Here is a 19887-nt window from a genome sequence, read left to right as displayed (position 1 = left end):
GCCGGGGCCGGCAGTGCGATGGCGATGATCCCGGTGCCGAGGATGATCGAACGTGGGGATGGAAAAAGCCCTTAACACACTGGTCGAGGACTCACTCCCGCTCAAGCTCCAGGAACGGTTAGGCACCGTCCGCTGGGTCAAGGGTCAGCTGGGGGCGGCAACACGAAACTCCAGAAGGCAGCGCTGGTCAGTCAGGTCGGTCACGGTGTCGAGGACCAGTCCGTGGGCCGAGGCCAGCGTGCGAAACTCGTCGACCCGGCGTTCCCGACCGCCGAAGATCACGAGCATGGCCAGATCGAACTCGGTTTCGCCGCGTCGTCCGCCGACCGGTTCGATGACCAGAACGCGGCCGGTGGGGCGGACGGCCTCACCGCAACAGCCAAGAATCCGGTGCGCGTGTTCATCGCCCCAATCGTGCAGGATGTCGCACAACAAGTAGGCTTGCGCCCCTTCTGGAAGAGGGTCGAAGAAGCTACCCGCGGTCACTTGGGCTCGGTCCTCGACATGGTGCGCGCCGAAGGTGCGGCCGGCCTCGGTCGCGGTGGGTTCGAGGTCGAACTAGGTGGCCGCTGACCCGAGGATGAGCGGTCAGAATCGCGGCGAGGAGGGTACCGTGACCGCCCCCGACGTCAACGATGGTGGAGAAGCGGCCCCAGTCGTAGCCGCCGACGATCTGCGGGATCTGTTTGCGGAATCGATGCGTCATTTGCTGGTCGAACGACTCGCGCAGGCGAGGATATCGGGCTAGGTCGGCCCAAAAATCCCTTCCGTGGCGGCGTGAGTAGCCCGCGTCGCCGGTGGTGACGCTGTACAGGAGTTCGACGAACGCCAGCTCGGCGCGGCCGCCGGCCATGTCCAGGTGCAGGAAGTTGGTCAAGCCGTTGCCGGCGTCGCTGCAGAGCGTCGCTCCGTAGTCGGTATTCCGGTAGCCCGAGGATGCACGCTCGATGATTCCGAGGGCCGCAAGATGACCCAAAAGGAGTTCGAGCGCCACCGGTGACACGTTGAGCTCGGTCGCTGCTTGCTCGACAGCGGCGCCATCACCACGCAGCCGGTCCGGCAGGCCCAGTGTTACCGCGACACGCAGAGCCATCGGTGTGGCCAAGCCTGCCAGGTTTCGAATTGCGGCAAAACGTTGTGCGCGTTCACAAACGTTGAGGGTGGCATGCCTGCCAACCGAATATTGGCCCTTCTCCGGGACAGGACGCTTCACCGGCCCGTAAGCCGGATCGCTCCCGGTGTTGGTCAGTCGCTGGCAACGATCCGGCTGGCGTGACTATCAGGTTGCGCCGCCGAGGTCAGGGTGCTGCTGCCGTGCCGCGCCGCCGGGATCTGGGACGAGCAGGCAGACGGCCGGCGACTGGTCCCCCGGCTCCTACACCGCCGAGACCGGACGTTCCGTCGGCGATCTGCGGCTGAGCACCGCGGTTCCGGTCGGGACCGACGAACCTCGCGGGGTCCGCGGGAACCCCCTGGGGGGCCCGGCGCTTCTCGTGCCCGTCAGGTGGGAACGCCCGCCGGATCCGGCCGAATCTCTCCGGCCTCGACCCCCGGCGGTGTCAGCAGGAAGACCTTGGGGGCCACCCGGTCGATGGTACCGCCCCGCCCGATGACCATGCCCGATGCGAAGTCGATGAGCCGCACCGCCTCCGCCTTCGACAAGCTCGTCAGGTCCATCACCACAGGCACGCCTTGGCGGAAGTAATCACCGACGTAGTAAACGTCGTTGTAGTTCTGCGGGTGCAGCGTCTTGACCACGCCTCCAGTCTCGTCCGCAGACGGGCAATGTCAACAGCAACGCCCCTTCCTCCGGGCATCCACCGGTTTCCAGCGCAAATCAACCCGACCGCTGCGGCTCCCGACTACCCTTCGGCGATCATCAACGTCAGGACCCTGCCCGAACGGCCCGCTCGGGCCTCCTTCGTGCACGCGGACCCAAGCCTCGTGTCCGAGAACCAACGGATCGTCCACGAGTTGACCGAGTCGCACCCGAACATCGACGGGCTCGTCCTGTGCGCCAGCTTCTTCCAGGCGCACCGGCGGGTGACGCCGGAAGGGTTCGAGCACAACTTCGCGCTCTTCTGCCTGAGCCGCGTCCTCGCCGGTTACGGGCTGCTCACCGCCGTGGACTACCGCAGTTCGTCGACCGCGATCAGGGGCACGTCGCGATCCAGATGCTGCTGCTCGGCCTGGTGTTCAACGTCATCGCGGTGGCTTCCGACAGCATTTGGGGGCTCGCCGCGGCCACCGCGCGGAACTGGTTCGCCCGCTCACCGCAACGACTCGCCCTCGTCGGCGGGGCCGGCGGGCTGGCGATGATCGGCCTCGGCGTCACGGTCGCCGCAACGGGACGCAAGGATTAGGCCCGGGCCTGCACGGGTTCGGCGTGGCAGATCAGTCCGGTTGGGCGGCCTGGATCACCGCTTGGATCGAGCTGGAGCGTCCCTACCATCCGTACGCGGCGAGCGGCCACCCAGGCGTCACCGTCACTTCGTTCCCGCCGACGGACTGGTCGGTGGAATTATTGGCGCTCTTGTTCCGGTTGCTACTGCTACTGGTGCTGCTCTGGCTGGCTTTCCCGTCGCTGTTGGAGGTGTGGTTTCCGGTGTCGCCCGAGTGGCGCACCGCCACCAGACTCGCCGTGCCGCTCGCGGCGGCGGATCCGGCGTCGACAACTCCAAGTGCGAGGGGCAGTGCCAACGCGAGACCGGCCAGTGCTCGTACCGCTGTCCGCATTTTGATGTCCTCCTGGCTTCGTGCGCGGAGATGTGCTCCCTTTCCGGGATTCCCTTCAGAACCGGGAAACGGGGCGCTCCAGCCGAGGGTTCGATGCCGAACGCGCATGTTCGTTACCTAAGTCCCTTGTCCATTTCCGCGGATCGTGGATAGCCACCGGCTTCCCACTACACCGAGTTTTCTCCGGTCGCACCCAGATTGCGCCAGGGAAAGACCCGGGCCTCCTCCCTGGCGATTCCCGGGTCGCGCCAACGAGGTTCGCGATTCAGCGCGGCGGCCCGGAAGCGCTCGGGAGGCGCATGCGTTCCAGAGGAGTTGCGAATCGAGGGGGCGACGCCTCTACCATCGGGCATGGCTATTTCCGGCAGCCGTGCCGGGGCCGGGCTACGCGGTCGGGACCGCGAGTGCGACGTGTTGGATCGCCTGTTAGCGCGAGTCCGGACTGGGCAGAGTTCCGCGTTGGTGCTTCGCGGCGAGCCCGGCACTGGCAAGACGGCGCTGCTGGACTACGTGCGTGAGCGTGCATCGGGCTGCCACCTCGCCCAAGTCGTGGGTGTGGAGTCGGAGATGGAGCTCGCGTTCGCCGGTCTGCACCAGCTGTGCGCGCCGATGCTCGACCGACTGGATCGGCTGCCCGAACCGCAGCGGGACGCGCTGCGCGTCGCCTTCGGCCTGCACGAAGGCGGCGCTCCCGATCGGTTCCTGGTGGGTTTGGCGGTCTTGACGTTGCTCTCGGAGAATGCCGCCGAGCGGCCACTCGTCTGCCTCGTCGACGATGCGCAGTGGCTGGACCGGGCCTCGGTCCAGGCCATGGCGTTCGCGGCGCGCCGCTTGCTGGCCGAACCCGTCGCAGTCGTTTTCGCCGTGCGCGAGCCCACCGACGACCACGAGCTGCGCGACCTGGCGGAACTCGCCATCACGGGGCTCGCCGATGCCGACGCGGCCCAGCTGCTGGCTTCGGTGATCCACGGGCGGCTGGACGAGCAGGTGCGAGACCGGATCATCGCCGAGACCCGGGGCAATCCGCTGGCCCTGCTGGAGTTGCCTCGGGCGTTCACCCCGGCCGAGCTGGCCGGCGGGTTCGGACTCCCCAGCCCCGGGCCCGTGGCCGGTTGCGTCGAGCAGTGCTTCACCCGCCGGCTCCAGTCCGTTGCAGCCGACACCCGGCGGCTGCTGCTGACCGCTGCCGCGGATCCCTCCGGCGACGCCGGCCTGCTGTGGCGGGCGGTCGCGTGGCTCGGGATCGCGGCCGATGCTGCGGCTCCCGCCGAGGCCGCCGGGCTGATCGAAATCGGCGCCCAGGTGCGGTTCCGGCATCCGCTGGTGCGTTCGGCCGCCTACCGGTCGGCACCACCGCAGGAGCGCCAGCAGGTGCACCGCGCTCTTTCGGAGGTGACCGATCCGGAGGTGGAGCCCGACCGGCGAGCGTGGCACCGCGCCCGCGCGGCCCAGGGGCCCGACGAGGTGGTGGCCGGAGAGCTGGAACGCTCGGCCGACCGGGCGCAGAATCGCGGCGGCATCGCGGCGGCAGCCGCGTTCTTGGCGAAGGCGACCGAGCTGACGCCGCAGCCGGCTCGCAGAGGCACGCGTGCGCTGGCCGCCGCGCAGACGAAGTTGGACGCCGGTGCTCCCGACGCCTCGCTCGGGCTGCTGGCAATCGCGGAAGCGGCACCGCTCGATGAGCTCCAGCACGCGCGCGCCGACTTGCTGCGCGCCGAAATCGCGCTCGCGGTCAACCGGGGCCGCAACGCTCCGCCGCTGCTGCTGAGGGCTGCCGAGCGCCTTGAACCGCTCGACGTCGCGCTGGCGCGCGAAACCTACCTCGAAGCACTTGAGGCGGCGATCTTCACGGGCCGCATCGGCGACGGCGACGATGCACTGAGAGCTGCCGAGGCCGCTAGGCCCGCACCACCCGCACCGCAGCCACCGCGACCGATAGACCTCATGCTGGACGGCCTGGCCGTGCGGTTCACCGAAGGTTTCGCCGCCGGAGCGCCGCAGTTGCAGCGCGCGGTGCAGGCGTTCCGCCTGAGCGATGCGCCCAGCGCGGAAGGCCTGCGCTGGGGCGGGCTGGTGTGCCGCGTCGCCACGGATCTGTGCGACGACGAGGCGTGGCACGAGCTGGCCACGCGCGGACTCAGCCGCGCTCGCGACACCGGCGCGCTCACCGCTCTCGCTACCGCGCTCAGCTACTGCGCGGGCGCGCACGTGCATGCCGGCGAGCTCGACGTGGCGGCGGAGATGCTCGACGAGGCTGACGCGATCGCCCAGGCAGCCGGCAATGCGCCCCACCGCTACGCAGCGATGACGCTCACTGCGACCCGCGGCCGCGAAGGCCCGGCATTGGAGCTGATCGAGACCAGCGCGCGGGATGCGGACGCCAGGGGTGAAGGCCGGGCGATCACCATGGCCGACTACGCGACCGCGCTGCTCTACAACGGCCTCGGCGACTACCAGAGGGCGTTCGCCGCCGCCGACCGAGCGTGCCAGCGCGACCAGCTGAGCGTCTACTGGTGGGCCCTGGGTGAGCTGGTCGAAGCGGGCGTCCGGAGCGGGCACCGCGACGTCGCCGCCGACGGGCTCCGGCGGCTTCAAGAGCGAACTGGCGCGTGCGGCACGGATTGGGCTTTAGGGATCGAGGCTCGTTCACGGGCGTTGCTGAGCACGGGTGAGCAAGCCGAGGCGCTGTACCGGGAGGCCACGGAACGGCTCGCACACAGCCATGCCGCCGTGCAGCGTGCCCGCGCCCATCTCCTGCACGGCGAATGGCTGCGTCGGGAGAACCGGCGGCTGGAAGCACGCGAACAACTCCGTTGCGCCCACGACATGTTCAGCCGCATCGGTGCCGAGGCGTTCGCCGAGCGCGCTCGCCGGGAACTCGTGGTCACCGGCGAAACCGTACATCGAGCCACGCCGCAGACGTTGGTGGTGCTGACCGCGCAGGAGGCGCAGATCGCCCGGTTGGCCCGCGACGGCCACACGAACCCGGAGATCGGCGCCCAGTTGTTCCTCAGCCCCCGCACCGTCGAATGGCACCTGCGCAAGGTGTTCACCAAGCTCGCCATCGGTTCGCGCCGGGAACTCCGCCGAGCTCTGCCCAATGCGGCACTGGTCAACTCACCTGGCTAGCAAATCCGATCCGGGCCCGCCCGACGTCGCCGGAGGAGCCCGAGTACGTCCAATTAGGACGAAATCGGATCAGCCGACGTAGACGTCGAGCTGCATCCCCATCTGCCGGTGGTCGCCGACCGGGCACCAGAAATCGTATACGCCGCGACGCAATGTCACGTTGAGATCCGCCGCTTGGCCCGCCTGGACGACGGGAGTACGCGCGTTCGTGACCCCTGGCCCGCTGATCTGCAGGGCGTGCGGAGCCCGCCCGTCGTTGACGGCCCGGAACGTGTACTGCCCCGGCGGCAGGAAAGCCGGCTGCAAGAGCCGGAAATCGACCATCTTGACGACCACGAGGTGCGGCCCGCCGCCGCCCGCGTGCGCCGTCGGCGCCGGGGATGCCGCAGCCGACGCCCCGGTGCAGACGGCCGCGACCAACACGACCACGCCGAGCAGCACGCCTAGCAATGCTCGCCTCGTTCCGCTGGATTTCCTGCCGAGAGACCTGTTCTCGTTCACCTTGATCAGCATTGCCGACCCCCACGAGAAATTCGGCACCGGGCCGGAAAAAGCGATAGCATCGAGAAAACCATTACCAGCCCGGGTGTTCTGACGCTACAAGCGCATCTAGGGTAAATCCACGGTTCGTCCGTTTGGTGCCGCATGTTTCAGGTGTTCCTGGAGGAGCCGAAGTTGCGGCTCTTGCAGCCGAATGTGGAACCGGCCGAACGTCCCGGCGACGATCGCACGGCAAATCTAGGTATGGAAGTCGGTAGTTCTTACGCCGTTTTTCGCCGCGACTTCGCGCATGGTGGATCGATCGTCCCCGATTCCCCGACGCTCGAGGTCGAAATGTCCCTGTTCAACGACCACCGACAACCCGACAACGCTGCCCGCCCGCGACGCCCGGCATCTGGCGCGAGAACGAGGTCAGTCCTCGGAGGCCCTCGCGTGCTCAGTGATCCATGTTGCGACCTGGGCGCGGGAGGTGACGTCGAGCTTGGCGAATATGTGTTCGACGTGGCTTTCCGCCGTGCGCACTGCGATCACCAGCTCGGCCGCGATCTCCTTGTTGGTCATGCCCCGCGCGATGAGTTCGGCGACCTGCGATTCCCGGCGGGTGAGCAGTGCGGGCCCACCGGACGCCGATCGCGTGGTGGACCGGGGCTTCTCCGCGACGGCGAGGGCGACGGCTTCGTCCAGGGTGAGCTCGGTTCCTTCCTGGACCAGCGAATGGTAGGCCCGCTCCCCGAGGTCGGCTCGCAGCTGTTGCACGCATTCCTCGTGCTGAGCCGCGAAGTGCGTGTACGTGTGCAGCGAAACGCCGAGGGATCGGCGCAGGGCTTGCTGGGCGCCGAACAGCCGAGCCGCGCGCCGGTGGTCGCCTCCGCTGGCGGCGGCGAGGGCGAGCACGTCGAGGTTCAGCACGATGCCCATGCGATCGTCCAGGTCCCGGTTGAGGCGGAGGCTCTCCCCTTCCAGCTCCGCAGCCCGCTCCGCGTCGCCCTGCCGCCACATCTCGATGCCCAACGCGGTCAGCGCGTAGGACTTGTGCCAGATGTCGCCGACCGCGTCGCAGACCGCGAGGCATTCCTCCGCGAGCGCACTGGCGCGGTCGGAGTTGCCCAGCCGGGAATGGGCCATCGCAGTGCGGATCAGCGCCGTGGCAATGCCGTGCTGGTTGCCGCTGGCGCGATGGCGGCGCAACGCCTCGTCGTAAAGCTCCAGCGCGGTGGCGGTGTCGTCCGACAAACTCGCCACCATGCCGGAGTAGAGGGCTACGTAGCCGAGTGCGGGCTCGGCGCCGAGTCGAGTCGCCAGCGTCCGGGCTTCCGCCAGCATCGATCTCGCCGCGGTGAGGTCGGACTGGATGAGCGCCAGCCAGCCGTTCACCCACAAGGCATCGACCCTGACCATGGTGGGCTCGGTGGCCAGCGCAAGGAACTCGTCCAGCCAGCCACGCCCCTCGTTGAGGTAGTAGCTGCCGACCCAGTGGTACATCAGGTCCGCCGCGAGGCGCAGCCCGTCCGACGCCGCGCCGGGATCCGCCGCGCACCGTTCCAGCGCGGCGCGGAGGTCGGCGTGGTCGAGCCGCAGTCGCGCGAACCACTCCACCTGGTTCGGACCGAACCTCTCCACTGCGGTTCGCGCCCCGACGCGCTGGTAGTACTGCCGGTGGCGCAGCGCGATTGCCGGCTCCGCACCGCTGTCGGCCAACCGCTCGCGCCCGTACGCGCGGATGGTGTCGATCTGCCGGTACCTGGAGATGTTCCCGTGCAATTCCCGGTGCAGGATGGACTTGTCGATCAGACCCGCGACAGCGTCCACCACGTCCTCGGCAAGCAGGTCTTCGTCCCGGCAAACGGCCTCCGCCGCCTCCAGGTCGAAGGCGCCGGCGAACACCGACGTCCGGACCCACACCTGGCGCTCCGCGGGTGTGCACAGCCCGTGGCTCCAGTCGATCAGCGCCCGCAGGGTCTGGTGCCGGGGTTCCCCGCCCGCGGACGCGACGTCGAGCAGGTGGTACGGGTCGTCGAGCCGCGCGAGGATCTCATCGAGCGAGAGGGTGCGCGTCCGGGCGGCGGCCAGTTCGATGGCGAGCGGGAGACCGTCCAGGCGACGGCAGATGCCCTCCACCGCCGTGCGGTTCCGGTCGTCGAGCCGGAAATCGGCCCGGACCGCCTTCGCCCGCTCGACGAACAGCGTGACGCCTTCGGACAACGGGGGGACGTCCATGAGCGCCTCCGCCGCGATGTTCAGCCGCTGCCGGCTCGTCGCCAGGATGCGCAGCTTCGGTGCCTCCTTCAGCAGTGCGTTTGCCATCCCGGCGCACTCCTGGGACATGGATTCGCAGTTGTCCAGCACCAGCAGCGCACGCCTGTCCCGGAAATGCTCGGCGAGCACGACGAGCGGATTGCGGCGCGAGGATTCGCGGATCTCCACCGCCTCGGCCACGGTCCGGGTCAGCAGCTGCGGGCCCGACATCTTCGTGAGGTCGACGAGCCACACCCCGTCCGGGAAGGCCCGGGGCAGGCTGGCGGCCACCCGCAGGGCCAGCCTCGTCTTGCCGACACCACCTACGCCGATGAGCGTCACGAGCCGCGAGCGGGCCAGCATCGACTTCGCTTCGGACAGTTCACGACTCCGTCCGACGAAGCTGGTCGTGTCAACGGGAATGTTTCCCACCGCAGGTCGCGACACGTTCGCCCCCGATCGGCGAAGATCACTTCGGGCCGAGCAGCAAGCCCCCACGGGGTTGCGCATGCATTTCCGGCAGCGTATGCCACCGACTTCGCGGACACCACCACGCGGCGAGCACCGGTTGACAATTCCCGTGCCAGGGCCGGACGTCGGCAGAACCTCTCCACGGGAGCATGATGCGAACTTCCGAATGCGAGTTGACCAATTCGTCCTCACAGTGGCAGCTGCTGCTGGATCGTGCCGCGTCCCCGATGGCCTTGCTGGACCCGTGCGGTCACTTCGTGCACGCCAACGACGCGCTCTGCGCGGTGCTCGGGTACGGGCGGGACAGCCTGCTCGACCGCCCGCTCGACGACTTCACCGTCGGAGAGGTTCGAGGCGACGGAGCGGTGGTCGATCGGCGCTTCAGGCGGTCCGACGCGAGCACCTTGTGGATGCGCCAAAGCACCTCACCGATCCTCGATCCGGACGGCGAACCGGGTTTGCTGCTCTCGCAGTTCCACGAGATCGCAGACCATCCGGAGACCAACGTCCTCTGGTGCCGGGTGTTCGCCAACGCCCCCATCGGCATGGCGCTGCTGGACCTCGACGGCCGCTGGACCGATGTCAACGACGCATGGTGCGACCTGCTCGGGTACAGCAGGCACGAGATGCTGGGGATGCGCTACTCCGACGTCACCTACGCCCAGGACCAGGAACACGGTTCCGCGGCGCTGGCCGACCTGGTCGAAGGCAAGCTGCCCACCGTCAGCCTGAAGAAGCGCTACCGGCACAAGGATGGCCACCCGATCTGGGTGCTGGTCCGGACCAGCGTGGTCACCGGCGCCGATGACCGCCCGGCGTACCTGGTCAGCCAGTGCGAGGAGCTCAGCGAACGCTGCGTCACCGACGCCCACCTCGCCCACCTCGCGCTGCACGACCCGCTGACCGGGCTGGCCAACCGGGCCCTGCTCGCCGACCGCCTGGCGCACGTCCTCGCAGAACTCGAACGGGCCGGCGGCGTGGTCGCCGTGCTCGTCGCGGACCTCGACGAGCTGAAGCCGGTCAACGACACCTACGGGCACGCCGCAGGCGATCTGCTCCTCACCACTACCGCCGACGAGCTGCTGAACGCGGCTCGCCCAGGGGACACCGTGGCCCGGATCGGCGGCGACGAATTCGCCGTCATCAGCACGCATCCGGACGTCCGGGCAGCCGAGGAGTTCCGGGACCACGTCGCCCAACGCCTGCGGACCGAACGCGAAACGCCCGACTACCGCCTGCGGATCCGGGCCAGCGTAGGGCTGGCCACGACCGCCGATCCGGCCACCCAGCCGGCGGCGCTTCTGCACGATGCGGACCAGGACATGTACCGGCGCAAGCTCGGGATGCGCGGCACCGCGGGGGAAGCCCCCAGTTGCCCGAGCTGCCAATGCCGCGAGGAGGTGCGCGCCGAACCGCCCGATGACGTACCGCAAGCCGCTCCGCGGCTTCGGTGATCAGTGCGCGAACGCCGTTCCCGGGGTTCGGACACGGTCGACCTCCGGCCGGTACAGCATCAGCACCGCGGCATCTCCGATCCACACCGCGAACACCACGCCGGTGACCATGGCGGCGACCATGACGAACGGGCCAGTCAGGAAGAAGGCCGTGACACCAGCGATCAACCCGATCAGCGCCACCGCGAAACCGAACCACCCGACCCACGGAGCGAGCAGCTCGCGGCGCACCATCGCGGCCCCGGTCGTCGAGGCGAACAACGCCACCAGCAGGCCGATAGGACCGAGCGACAGCCGGTGCAACTCGGAGAGCACGAACACCGACGACTGGCTCGCGGTCGTCACGTCCCGGCTCATCGAGGCCAGCGCGATCACCGGGAGCATGCTCAGCATCGTCGTCGTCGACAGCACGACACCCGCGGCGAACACCACCGGCGAGAACGCCTCAGCGCCGCCCTCGGCGCGCTGCAACAGGTGGCGCAGGTGCCCGACGAACCACAGGAACACCACGGCCGCGAGCGTCCCGAACAGAGCTGCCAGCGACACAGTCACCCGGTTCGCGGCCACATAGAAGAAGGTCAGGACCGGTTCTTCACCGGTCGGTGCCGACGGGTTGAGAAACAAGCTGGCCAGCAACAACACTGCCGCCGCCAAACCGCTCGTCGCTCCTACGCGCTCCCATGCACGTTCGTTCATCGCAGCCTCCTCGGCTCGGATACCGCAAGCCACCGGGTTACCCGCATGCCGAGGCGAAACCACCACCGAACGCACGTGCTCGCCGTCCGGGAAGAACCGGCGCGAGGCAGTTCGCTGCGATAGCGAGGAATCACCTCAGCGGTGCCAATGGGCTCTGCCGCCCCGCGGCGCGAGTCCGCGATGCTTGGTTTCCAACGGAGCCCGACGACTCCCGGACGAACGTGGAGAATCGGCGATGGTTGCGACGAAGCACTGGACCGTCGACGTCTACTTCGACGAGGACGTCGACCACACGCACGCCGAAGCGCGGCTGCAGGCGCCAGCCGCCGGGGACCTCCACGGCAAGGGATCGGCGCGGCGCAACCCTGAGGACCGAAGCGTCCCGGAGATCGGCGACGAGCTGGCCGCCGCCCGAGCCCTGTTCGACCTGGCCCGCCGGCTGCTCAAGACCGCCGAGCACGACGTCGAGCAGATGACGGGCCAGCCCGCCCACCTCCACACCTGATCGGGCCGATGGAGGTGCGCGATTTCGCGTACCCGGTTACAGGTTTTACACGCAACCCGGGGTAGGCCGGTTTCGCCCGAACACGATCGCGCGCCCCTCCCGCGGCCGGACCGTGATGCCGCCAGTGATCGACAGCGCGAAGGTCGTGCCCGCTGCCGAGACGGGCACGCCGAACGCCAAGCTGTCGTGCCCGGCCGCGAGCGGCCTCCCACCGGCCACCAGCAGATCCTCGCGCATGCCGACCTCCGACGACGAACTCCTTGAACGTCCGCAGCATGCCACGACCGGTCGGGAGCCCTCCCGAACCCGCTGGGGCCGGGTCAACCCCGCGCAAGGGGCAGCGGCCCCGCGGGGCCGCTGCCGGTGGTCAGGACGTGACGGCGCACTGACCGCGATCTTCGCGCACGGGTCCCGTCGCGTTCGGCCGGACGTCGAAGTCGAAGATCGCCGCCGGGACGTAGAGGGTGCAGCAGGCATTAGGGATGTCGACGATGCCGCTGATCCGCCCCTCGATGGGCGCCGATCCGAGCAGCAGGTACGCCTGCTCCCCGGTGTAACCCCACTTCTTGAGGTATTCGATGCCGTTGAGGCAGGCGCGGCGGTAGGCCACGGTCGCGTCCATGTAGAGGTTCGTGTCCGTGTCGTGGTCCACCGAAATCCCGGCGAACGACAGGAACTCCGAATACCGCGGCTCGACGTTGCCCGGCATGAACAACGGGTTGGTGCTGATGCCGAACTTGTTCATGCCGTCCTTGATCAGGTCCACGTGCAGGTCGATGAAGCCGCCCATCTCGATCGCACCGCAGAAGGTGATCTCGCCGTCGCCCTGGCTGAAGTGCAAGTCACCCATGGACAGCTTCGCACCCTCGACGAAGACCGGGAAGAAGATCCGCGACCCGCGGGTGAGGTTCTTGATGTCCTGGTTGCCTCCGTTCTCCCGGGCCGGAACCGTCCGGGCTCCTTCGCGGGCGATCCGCTGCGCCTCGCTGCCGTCGGCCTGGCCGGCCAGCGCGCCGGGCTCGGTCGGCGGCAGGGCGAGCGGGGGCACCCGGTTCGGGTCGGTGTCGATGAGCGCCTGCTCCCGCCGGTTCCACTTGGCCAGCAGATCGGCCGATGGAGCCGTACCGATCAGGCCGGGGTGGGTGATACCGGTGTAGCGGATCCCCGGCAAGTGCCGGGAGGTGCACTGCTGCCCGTGGAAGTCCCAGATCGCCTTGTAGGCGTCCGGGAAGTAGTCGGTCAGGAATCCGCCGCCGTTGGCCTTCGCGAACACGCCGGTGTAACCCCAGCCCTGCCCCGGGGCCTCGCCGATCTCCTGCGGCACCGGACCCAACTCCAGGACGTCGACGACCAGGAGGTCACCGGGTTCGGCGCCTTCGACGCCGATGGGGCCGCTGAGCATGTGCGTGAGGTTCAGGTTGACGTCCCGGACGTCGTTGGCGGAGTCGTTGTTGCCGAGTTGCGCGTCGGTCCACTCCCGGCATTCGACGCGGAACTCCTGGCCGGGACGGACCATCGCGGCCACCGGGACGTCCGGGTGCCACCGGTTGTGCCCGGGCACGGCCTGCTCCCGCATCGACTTCGACTGGTCGACGCTGAAAACCACTTCTGGCATGGGAATCCTCCTTACTGATGTGCCGTCCGGCGCGCTGCGGACATCGACCGCAGGCCCCGGACCGACCACACTCCGGTGGTGAACAACCACAGCGCGACGAATACGACGACGCCGAAGACCAGCAGCGCCAGCGCGATGGCGTTCGGGTTCTGCCAGTGGCCGGTAAGGATCAGGAACGACGGGATCGCGCCGGTGACCCAGCCTTCGATCGCCGCGACCCAGCCGGTAAAGCGGGTGAGCCGTTCGAACTTGAGGCCCAGCAACAGGAAGAACAGCAGCCACAGGAATGACCAGTACAACCAGATCACACCGAACGGGCTGTCCCCGAGCAAGCGGAAATTCGCGTACGAGTAGCCGAGCGCCATGATCGCGACGAACAGCGAGAACCAGCCGACGCCGCTGCTGTCCAAGTCGCCGAGCAGCCCGATTCCGACGTAGAGGTAGGTGAAGCCGAACAGGTAGATGCCCGATGCGCTGAGGATGGTGACAGGATCCGCGAGGTGCGTGCCGATCAAAATCGTCGGCGTGATCACCTGGAGCCCGCCGACGAAGAGGTTGAACACGGCGATCGCCTTCGGATCCGCCTTGCCCAACAGCATGACGCCGTTAAGGAACAGCACGGCGCCGACGTAGAGCAATCCCACATATGCCACCGGTGACACCTCCACTGGTGCCTGGGATCAGTCAGGGACGTGGGAGCCGGGACAGCACCGGGTGCGGCGCAGGCCGCGGACGCCCCGGCGGCACCTCGGTGACCAACTCCGGTTCCGCGCCGCTTCGTTCCTCGCGTTCGAGCGCGGCAGCGAACTGCCTGGGCACGGTGCTGAGATGCGGCACGGAGAAGACCCTGCGGGTGGGTCGTCTGCATCCGGGACAGTCGTGCGAATCCGATGCGGTTCCGATCGGCTGATGCGTCTCGAAGCGACCGCACCGAGGGCAGTCGTACTCGTAAGTCGCCATGATTGGGCCGGTCCTTCCCCGTGGGACCAACTCGTTCTCGCCCTTCGGCCGCCTACGGCGGCGATGGCACCGACTCAACTCGGCGCCCCAGAACCGAGGAGACGCCGGGTGCCGTCCGCTGTCAAGCGCGGGGACGGCGCACCGAACAAGCAGCTCCGCTCGCCGGGTGATCGGCTTCCGCGTGACACGGGGCACCATTGACTCTGAGTACGAAACTTGTCGATAATTTCCACCCATAAGTGTGAGCACCTCGTCGGAGCAGTCACAACGCGCAGGCGGCACCCGACACAATCAGAAATGGGTGGCTGCCGATGCGTCCCCAGCATGCCCCTCTCGGTCACGTAATCCTGACCGCCTGGATGTGCCCCGGCTGCGACGTCGCGGGGCGAACCGCGCCCAACAACGAACCGGAATGCTGGAATTGCGGCGGCCCGGTCGTGGTCACCGCCCGGCCCGCGGTGCCCGCAGCCGGCCGCGGTTCCGCCACCGGTTCGCCGGCCAGCGCGTGAGCCGCACTCCCGACCGCTTTCTGCGGCGGGGCACGGCATCCATCTCCCGCGCGCTCCGGCACCCGGACGATCGTTGACCGGGACAGTGCGCGAAATCGGTTTACCCGCGGTGGATATTCGACCGACTGCACAACGTGACCGGTGACTACAAAACGCACTCGGGGCGAAAGACCCGTTTTACGCGCTGTCGTCGAGCCCTACCGTGGACGATGTTCCAAACAACACGGCGAACCCGACGACACGCCGGCGCCTGGATCAGGGCGGAACCGATCGGGATCTCCGTCCGAGCGTGCCACCTCGGCATTCCAGAAATGCCCGGCCGTCCAGGGCTTCGCCATCGATCAACGGGGGACCACGATGAAGATCAGCGAAATCTTCAGCAACCGTCACGGCTGGGGCTGGGGCCACGGCTGGGGCTGGGGCTGGGGCTGGGGTCGCGGCTGGGGCGGCTGGGGCGGCTGGGGCCGTTGGGGCCGTCGCTGATGATCAGGCCCTGACGTCCCGGGAGGCCCTATTCCTTCCGGCAACCACATCCAACCCAACGCAGTCCTGCTGTTCGCGGTAGCTCTCGTCTTCACAGGCGGGAGCTACCGCTTTTCTGTGGACACCGCGGCTCCCGACCGGGATGGTCCAAAGCTAAAGCTGCGGGATTCCAACCAGCGCTAGCGCCGGTTGGCGCGGTACTCCCTCACGGTTTCCCGCTGGTTCGACCGCCACGCCACGATCGACCCCCATAGCGCTATCGGGTGCCGCGTGCTGCTCTAGTGTGCTGGTCCCGGTTTCCACCAGAAACGAGATGTACAAATACGCCCTATCCCGGCCCACCGTGGCCGAACGGACCTCGCCGCCAAGACGACGGGACCAGCGAAACCGAACCCACCCGAGCTTAGCCTCGCGCGACCCCATTTCCGCCCCAACCGCTCCACCACGATCAGCTTCCCGACGGGGAACCGGAACGAAGACGACCAGCTACGCATCGAACGCCACCTGATCCGCCACGTGCCCCCGCTGAGCACGTCACCAGCGCATTTGATGTGCTAACCGCATAGCTAAAGCAAGGGGTCTGCGCACTACGTTTCCCCGATCAAGGCCGTTGTGGCGGCCGTGCTCTTCGTGCCGGCGTTCCAGTCCGGTCTCGCCCAGTGCGTGCACGCGATCTCGTCGTGGCCGGCGGTCTCTGCAAAGAGACTCCCCGCGAAGAGCAGAAGCACGAATTAGTCCTAACTGGACATCACGCAGGATGAAAGTGCATGTCCTGACTGACAATACCCAATTCCTGTCTCGTTGTCATACCCGATCGGATATTGCCGGGGACCGGGTGGCTCGATACGTTGGAACGATCTGCGAGTAGACAACGTTGTCAACGGGAGGTCTCTTGCCACGCCCAAACGACGTCCCGATCAATCGTCGGCGCGCGCTCCTGGCAGGTGCAGGTGCTGCGATCGGAGCAGCCGCGATTCCGACGCTTTCCGGTGAAGCCACCGCCTCTCGGGAAAACGCCGCGGCATTTCCGCTGGGGCCGTTCGAGAAGAGCCCGCAGAACCCGATCCTGCGGCCGGATCCCGCCCACGAATGGGAATCCACCTACCTCTACAATCCGTGCGCGATCCTCGTCGAGGACCAGGTCGCGCTGCTCTACCGGGCGCAGAACGCGGCGAAGACCTCTTGCATAGGTCTGGCGTTCAGCGACGACGGCGTGACCTTCCGCCGCCATCCCGAACCGGTGCTCACACCCACCGAACCCTGGGAGATCCCGGGCGGCTGCGAGGATCCGCGAGTCGTGCGGATCGACGGCACGTACTACCTGACCTACACCGCCTACGACGGCCGGCGGGCGCTGCTCTGCATGGCCACCTCCACCGACCTGGTGCGCTGGGCGAAACATCCCCCGCTGTTCCCGAACCTGCCCGATCCCGGCCACGGGCCGGAACCCTGGAACAAGTCCGGCGCGATCGCACCGGTGCCCATCCAGGGCTGGTACTGGATGTACTTCGGCGAGTCGAACATCTTCTGGGCGCGGTCGAGGAATCTGCTCGACTGGGAGACGCCTGGCAACGACGATCCCGTTGCCACACCGGTGTTCCCGTGGGAGAAATCGCTCATCGAGCCCGGCCCGCCACCGCTGCTGACCGACGACGGTCGCCTGCTGCTGATCTACAACGGCCGGGCCGACGGCAGCGGCGGCTACCAGAAAGGGCAGTACTCCGGCGGGCAGCTGCTCATCGACCCGCAGAACCCGACCAAGGCCCTCGCCCGCCTCGAACGCCCCTTCATCTTCCCCACCGCCGACGACGAGCAGAACGGCCAGGTCAACCACGTCGTGTTCAGCGAGGGCCTGGTCCGGTTCCGGGACCGCTGGTTCCTGTACTACGGCATGGCCGACTCGGTGCTCGGCGTGGCCACGGCCCCGGCCTGATACCCCGATCCCTCCCGAACAGGAGCATGATGAACGAATCGAGAAGGCGAATTCATCTGAGGCCGAGCAGAAAATCCCAGTTCACCGCACTGCTCGCAATATCGGTTGTGGCGGCCGCCCTGCCGTCGGCTGCCGCAGCCGCACCGGCCGGAACCGCGGCGATGGCCGGCGATCCGGCGCAGTACGTCAACACGTTCGTCGGCACCAAGCCCGGCGGGCCGGACTTCGGCCACGGCGGCGGCGCGGGCAACACTTTCCCCGGCGCGGTGGCCCCGTTCGGCATGATGCAGTGGAGCCCGGACACGGAAACCTACCAGCACGGCGGATACTTCCGCGACGACAACCGGATCCGCGGCTTCAGCCTCACCCACATTTCCGGCGCGGGCTGCGGGGACTTCGGCAACATCCCGTTCATGCCCGTCGTCGGCGATCGCCCGGTGGAAAACTACACCTTCTCCCACAGCAACGAATCCGCCGCACCCGGCACCTACGGGGTCACCTTCGACAACGGTCTGAAGGCGGAGCTGGCCGCCACCCAACGCTCCGGAATCGCCCGCTTCACCTATCCGCAGGGGCAGCAAGCCGCGCTGTCCATCGACGCGGCCAAGGCGTTCAACAACGCGACCGGTTCGCTGACCATCGGCACCAACACCATCAGCGGGTACAGCGAGAGCGGCGGATTCTGCGGGGCGGGGAACCGGTACAAGGTCTACTTCCACGCCAGCTTCGACCGCGATTTCTCGAGCACCGGAGTCGTGGAGTCTGGCGAGGTCGACCACAACCGCACCCAGATCTCCGGCGCATCAGCAGGCATCGCCCCGCAGCCGACCAAGCACGCCAGCCCGTCGCCCGCCCATTCCGAGGCCGGCGACGGGGCGCAGGCGTTCGTGAAGTTCGACACCAGCACCGATTCCCCGGTCGTCGCCCGGGTCGGAATCTCGTTCGTCAGCGCGGAGAACGCCAAGGCCAACGCGGAAGCCGAGCAGGTTGCGAAGAGCTTCGACGAGATCCGCGACGGCACCCGCGCCGCGTGGAACGGGATGCTCGGCCGTATCGACGTCGGCGGTGGCACCGATGAGGACCGCCGGCGCCTCTACACCGGCCTCTACCACTCGCTGCTGCACCCGAACGTCTTCAGCGACACCAACGGCGAGTACACCGGGTTCGACGGGCAGGTGCACGCGGCGACCGAAGGACATGCCCAGTACGCCAACTTCTCCGGCTGGGACGTCTACCGCTCGCAGATCCCGCTCGTCGCGCTGATCGCACCCGACATCGCCTCCGACATCGCGCAGTCCGCGCTCAACCAGTCCGTTCAGGGCGGGTACTTCGACCGCTGGACGGTGGCCAACGGCGGCACCGGTGTCATGGTCGGAGACCCGCTGCCGATCATCATCGCCAGCTCCTACGCCTTCGGCGCCACCGACTTCGACGCAGCCGGGGCGCTCAAGAGGATGGTCGACGGCGCCGCGAACCCCAGCGAACGCGCGGGCTACAACCAGTACAACTCGCTCGGCTACGTGCCTCCGGGCGTGAACGGCGTGTGGGGATCGGCGTCCACCACTCTCGAGTACACCAGCGCGGACTTCGCCGTGGCGCAGCTGGCCGGCCGCATCGGAGCCGCGGACGTGCACGACGCGTTCATGACCCACGCACAGAACTGGAAGAACCTCTTCAATCCCGGCAACGAGTACCTCCAGCCGCGCAACGCCGACGGCTCCTGGCCATCGTTCGACCCCGTGCAGCACGACGAGTACGTCGAAGGCAACGGCGCGCAGTACACCTGGATGGTCCCCTACAACCACCGGGCGCTGTTCGACCTGATGGGCGGCGACGAGCGGGTCACCTCGCGGCTGGACGCCTTCTTCACCGAGCTCAACGGAGGTCCCGACGAGCCCACCGCCTACCTAGGCAACGAGCCCACGCTGAACACCCCGTGGGCGTACGCATACGCCGGGCAACCGCACAAGACGCAGGACATCGTCCGCCGCGCGCTCGTGGAGTTGTTCAAGTCGACGCCCGACGGCGAGGTCGGCAACGACGACCTCGGCCAGATGTCGTCCTGGGCGGTCTGGGCCTCGATCGGCATGTACCCGCAGGCTCCGGGGCGGGCCGAGTTGGTGCTCGCCAGCCCGCTGTTCTCCTCGGTGGTCATCGACCGGGGCAACGGCACCAAGATCACGATCAACGCGCCAGGTGCCGCCGAGAACACCAAGTACGTGCACGGCCTGAAAGTAAACGGGGCCGAAAGCACGAAACCGTGGCTCGGCGAGGATTTCGTCGAGACGGGCGGCACGCTGGACTTCGCCCTGGGCGACGAGCCCGACACCACCTGGGGAAGCTCCCCGGCGGACGCGCCGCCGTCCTACGACGCGCCGCCCCCGGCGGGGCCGACGGGTGCGATCGTCGGCTTGTCCGGCAAGTGCGTGGACGTCGCCGACTCGGACACCAAGGACGGCACCCCGATCCGGCTGTGGACCTGCGACCAGACCGGAGCCCAGCGGTGGACCGACCACGGCGAGGGCACCCTCCGCGCGCTCGGGAAGTGCATGGACGTCGGGAGCGGCGGCGCGGCGGCGCGACTTTGGGAGTGCAACGGCACCAAGGCTCAGCAGTGGGAACCCCAGCACCTCCCCGGCAAGTGACGGACCTCTTCCTAG

At 68.1% G+C, this 19887-nt stretch carries 17 protein-coding genes and 2 pseudogenes; 7 read left to right on the top strand and 12 right to left on the bottom strand.

Annotation, left to right across the window (positions count from 1 at the left end; all coding sequences use genetic code 11):
• Positions 1-144: 144 nt before the first annotated feature.
• The 3 genes and pseudogenes from DL519_RS49365 to DL519_RS05330 all read right to left on the bottom strand — a co-directional run.
• Positions 145-498: pseudogene (locus DL519_RS49365) on the bottom strand (methyltransferase); the annotation flags it as partial.
• A complete protein-coding gene (locus DL519_RS50695; protein WP_449619119.1) occupies positions 473-1093 on the bottom strand; it encodes a methyltransferase in 621 nt (206 codons plus the stop codon). The pseudogene DL519_RS49365 and the gene DL519_RS50695, both read right to left, overlap by 26 nt.
• Before the next feature lie 407 nt (positions 1094-1500).
• Positions 1501-1758 carry a cell division protein SepF gene (locus DL519_RS05330; RefSeq protein ID WP_190813135.1) on the bottom strand — a complete coding sequence of 86 codons (258 nt, stop codon included), beginning with the start codon at positions 1756-1758 and terminating at the stop codon, positions 1501-1503.
• A gap of 416 nt (positions 1759-2174) precedes the next feature.
• Here DL519_RS05330 and DL519_RS05325 point away from each other — a divergent pair, with 416 nt between their 5' ends.
• Positions 2175-2363, top strand: coding sequence for a hypothetical protein (locus DL519_RS05325; protein ID WP_397544927.1), 189 nt, complete (start codon positions 2175-2177; stop codon positions 2361-2363).
• 82 nt (positions 2364-2445) lie between these two features.
• Here the strand turns inward: DL519_RS05325 and DL519_RS05320 are convergent, their stop codons facing one another.
• Positions 2446-2736, bottom strand: coding sequence for a hypothetical protein (locus DL519_RS05320; protein ID WP_190813134.1), 291 nt, complete (start codon positions 2734-2736; stop codon positions 2446-2448).
• A gap of 351 nt (positions 2737-3087) precedes the next feature.
• On the opposite strand from DL519_RS05320, the gene DL519_RS05315 reads away from it, so the two are divergent.
• Complete coding sequence (locus DL519_RS05315) at positions 3088-5865, top strand: helix-turn-helix transcriptional regulator (protein ID WP_190813133.1); 2778 nt, start codon at positions 3088-3090, stop codon at positions 5863-5865.
• 69 nt (positions 5866-5934) lie between these two features.
• On the opposite strand, the gene DL519_RS05310 is transcribed toward DL519_RS05315, so the two are convergent.
• The gene (locus DL519_RS05310) at positions 5935-6378 is read right to left on the bottom strand and encodes a hypothetical protein (RefSeq protein WP_223838466.1); all 444 of its coding nucleotides are present in this window, start codon (positions 6376-6378) and stop codon (positions 5935-5937) included.
• Positions 6379-6777: 399 nt separating this feature from the next.
• Positions 6778-9033, bottom strand: a complete 2256-nt coding sequence (locus tag DL519_RS05305) for an ATP-binding protein (protein WP_223838465.1) — start codon at positions 9031-9033, stop codon at positions 6778-6780.
• 212 nt (positions 9034-9245) lie between these two features.
• On the opposite strand from DL519_RS05305, the gene DL519_RS05300 reads away from it, so the two are divergent.
• The gene (locus tag DL519_RS05300) at positions 9246-10526 is read left to right on the top strand and encodes a sensor domain-containing diguanylate cyclase (RefSeq protein ID WP_223838464.1); all 1281 of its coding nucleotides are present in this window, start codon (positions 9246-9248) and stop codon (positions 10524-10526) included.
• On the opposite strand, the gene DL519_RS05295 is transcribed toward DL519_RS05300, so the two are convergent.
• Positions 10527-11222, bottom strand: a complete 696-nt coding sequence (locus tag DL519_RS05295) for a hypothetical protein (RefSeq protein WP_190813130.1) — start codon at positions 11220-11222, stop codon at positions 10527-10529. It lies immediately after the preceding gene.
• Between the two features lie 235 nt (positions 11223-11457).
• On the opposite strand from DL519_RS05295, the gene DL519_RS05290 reads away from it, so the two are divergent.
• Positions 11458-11727 carry a DUF1876 domain-containing protein gene (locus DL519_RS05290; RefSeq protein ID WP_168589030.1) on the top strand — a complete coding sequence of 90 codons (270 nt, stop codon included), beginning with the start codon at positions 11458-11460 and terminating at the stop codon, positions 11725-11727.
• Positions 11728-11772: 45 nt separating this feature from the next.
• Here the strand turns inward: DL519_RS05290 and DL519_RS05285 are convergent, their stop codons facing one another.
• The 5 genes and pseudogenes from DL519_RS05285 to DL519_RS48405 all read right to left on the bottom strand — a co-directional run.
• Positions 11773-11964: a hypothetical protein gene (locus DL519_RS05285; RefSeq protein ID WP_190813129.1), complete on the bottom strand. Its 192-nt coding sequence runs from the start codon at positions 11962-11964 to the stop codon at positions 11773-11775.
• Positions 11965-12094: 130 nt separating this feature from the next.
• Positions 12095-13342: a formamidase gene (fmdA, locus tag DL519_RS05280; RefSeq protein WP_190813128.1), complete on the bottom strand. Its 1248-nt coding sequence runs from the start codon at positions 13340-13342 to the stop codon at positions 12095-12097.
• Between the two features lie 11 nt (positions 13343-13353).
• Positions 13354-13995, bottom strand: a complete 642-nt coding sequence (locus DL519_RS05275) for an AmiS/UreI family transporter (RefSeq protein WP_190813127.1) — start codon at positions 13993-13995, stop codon at positions 13354-13356.
• 31 nt (positions 13996-14026) lie between these two features.
• Positions 14027-14179, bottom strand: coding sequence for a hypothetical protein (locus DL519_RS48410; RefSeq protein WP_263399848.1), 153 nt, complete (start codon positions 14177-14179; stop codon positions 14027-14029).
• A 3-nt stretch (positions 14180-14182) separates the two neighbouring features.
• Positions 14183-14302 (bottom strand): annotated as a pseudogene (locus DL519_RS48405) (FmdB family zinc ribbon protein); the annotation flags it as partial.
• An 866-nt stretch (positions 14303-15168) separates the two neighbouring features.
• Between DL519_RS48405 and DL519_RS48400 the strand changes: the two are divergent.
• The 3 genes from DL519_RS48400 to DL519_RS05260 all read left to right on the top strand — a co-directional run bounded on the left by DL519_RS48400 (position 15169) and on the right by DL519_RS05260 (position 19872).
• Positions 15169-15294: a hypothetical protein gene (locus DL519_RS48400; RefSeq protein WP_263399581.1), complete on the top strand. Its 126-nt coding sequence runs from the start codon at positions 15169-15171 to the stop codon at positions 15292-15294.
• Between the two features lie 892 nt (positions 15295-16186).
• Positions 16187-17227 carry a glycoside hydrolase family 130 protein gene (locus DL519_RS05265; protein ID WP_223838463.1) on the top strand — a complete coding sequence of 347 codons (1041 nt, stop codon included), beginning with the start codon at positions 16187-16189 and terminating at the stop codon, positions 17225-17227.
• A 26-nt stretch (positions 17228-17253) separates the two neighbouring features.
• The gene (locus DL519_RS05260) at positions 17254-19872 is read left to right on the top strand and encodes a GH92 family glycosyl hydrolase (RefSeq protein WP_190813125.1); all 2619 of its coding nucleotides are present in this window, start codon (positions 17254-17256) and stop codon (positions 19870-19872) included.
• The last annotated feature ends 15 nt before the right edge of the window (positions 19873-19887 follow it).

Source organism: Saccharopolyspora pogona (assembly GCF_014697215.1).
Taxonomy (GTDB): domain Bacteria; phylum Actinomycetota; class Actinomycetes; order Mycobacteriales; family Pseudonocardiaceae; genus Saccharopolyspora; species Saccharopolyspora hattusasensis.
Note: the sequence above shows the minus strand (reverse complement) of the source record. Positions and strands in the feature narration are given on the sequence as shown.

Coding starts and splice junctions, on each gene's coding strand:
- DL519_RS50695 (WP_449619119.1), bottom strand. CDS start 1,093: ATGGCTCTGCGTGTCGCGGTAACACTGGGCCTGCCGGACCGGCTGCGT.
- DL519_RS05325 (WP_397544927.1), top strand. CDS start 2,175: ATGCTGCTGCTCGGCCTGGTGTTCAACGTCATCGCGGTGGCTTCCGAC.
- DL519_RS05320 (WP_190813134.1), bottom strand. CDS start 2,736: ATGCGGACAGCGGTACGAGCACTGGCCGGTCTCGCGTTGGCACTGCCC.
- DL519_RS05315 (WP_190813133.1), top strand. CDS start 3,088: ATGGCTATTTCCGGCAGCCGTGCCGGGGCCGGGCTACGCGGTCGGGAC.
- DL519_RS05310 (WP_223838466.1), bottom strand. CDS start 6,378: ATGCTGATCAAGGTGAACGAGAACAGGTCTCTCGGCAGGAAATCCAGC.
- DL519_RS05295 (WP_190813130.1), bottom strand. CDS start 11,222: ATGAACGAACGTGCATGGGAGCGCGTAGGAGCGACGAGCGGTTTGGCG.
- DL519_RS05290 (WP_168589030.1), top strand. CDS start 11,458: ATGGTTGCGACGAAGCACTGGACCGTCGACGTCTACTTCGACGAGGAC.
- DL519_RS05285 (WP_190813129.1), bottom strand. CDS start 11,964: ATGCGCGAGGATCTGCTGGTGGCCGGTGGGAGGCCGCTCGCGGCCGGG.
- fmdA (WP_190813128.1), bottom strand. CDS start 13,342: ATGCCAGAAGTGGTTTTCAGCGTCGACCAGTCGAAGTCGATGCGGGAG.
- DL519_RS48400 (WP_263399581.1), top strand. CDS start 15,169: ATGAAGATCAGCGAAATCTTCAGCAACCGTCACGGCTGGGGCTGGGGC.
- DL519_RS05260 (WP_190813125.1), top strand. CDS start 17,254: ATGATGAACGAATCGAGAAGGCGAATTCATCTGAGGCCGAGCAGAAAA.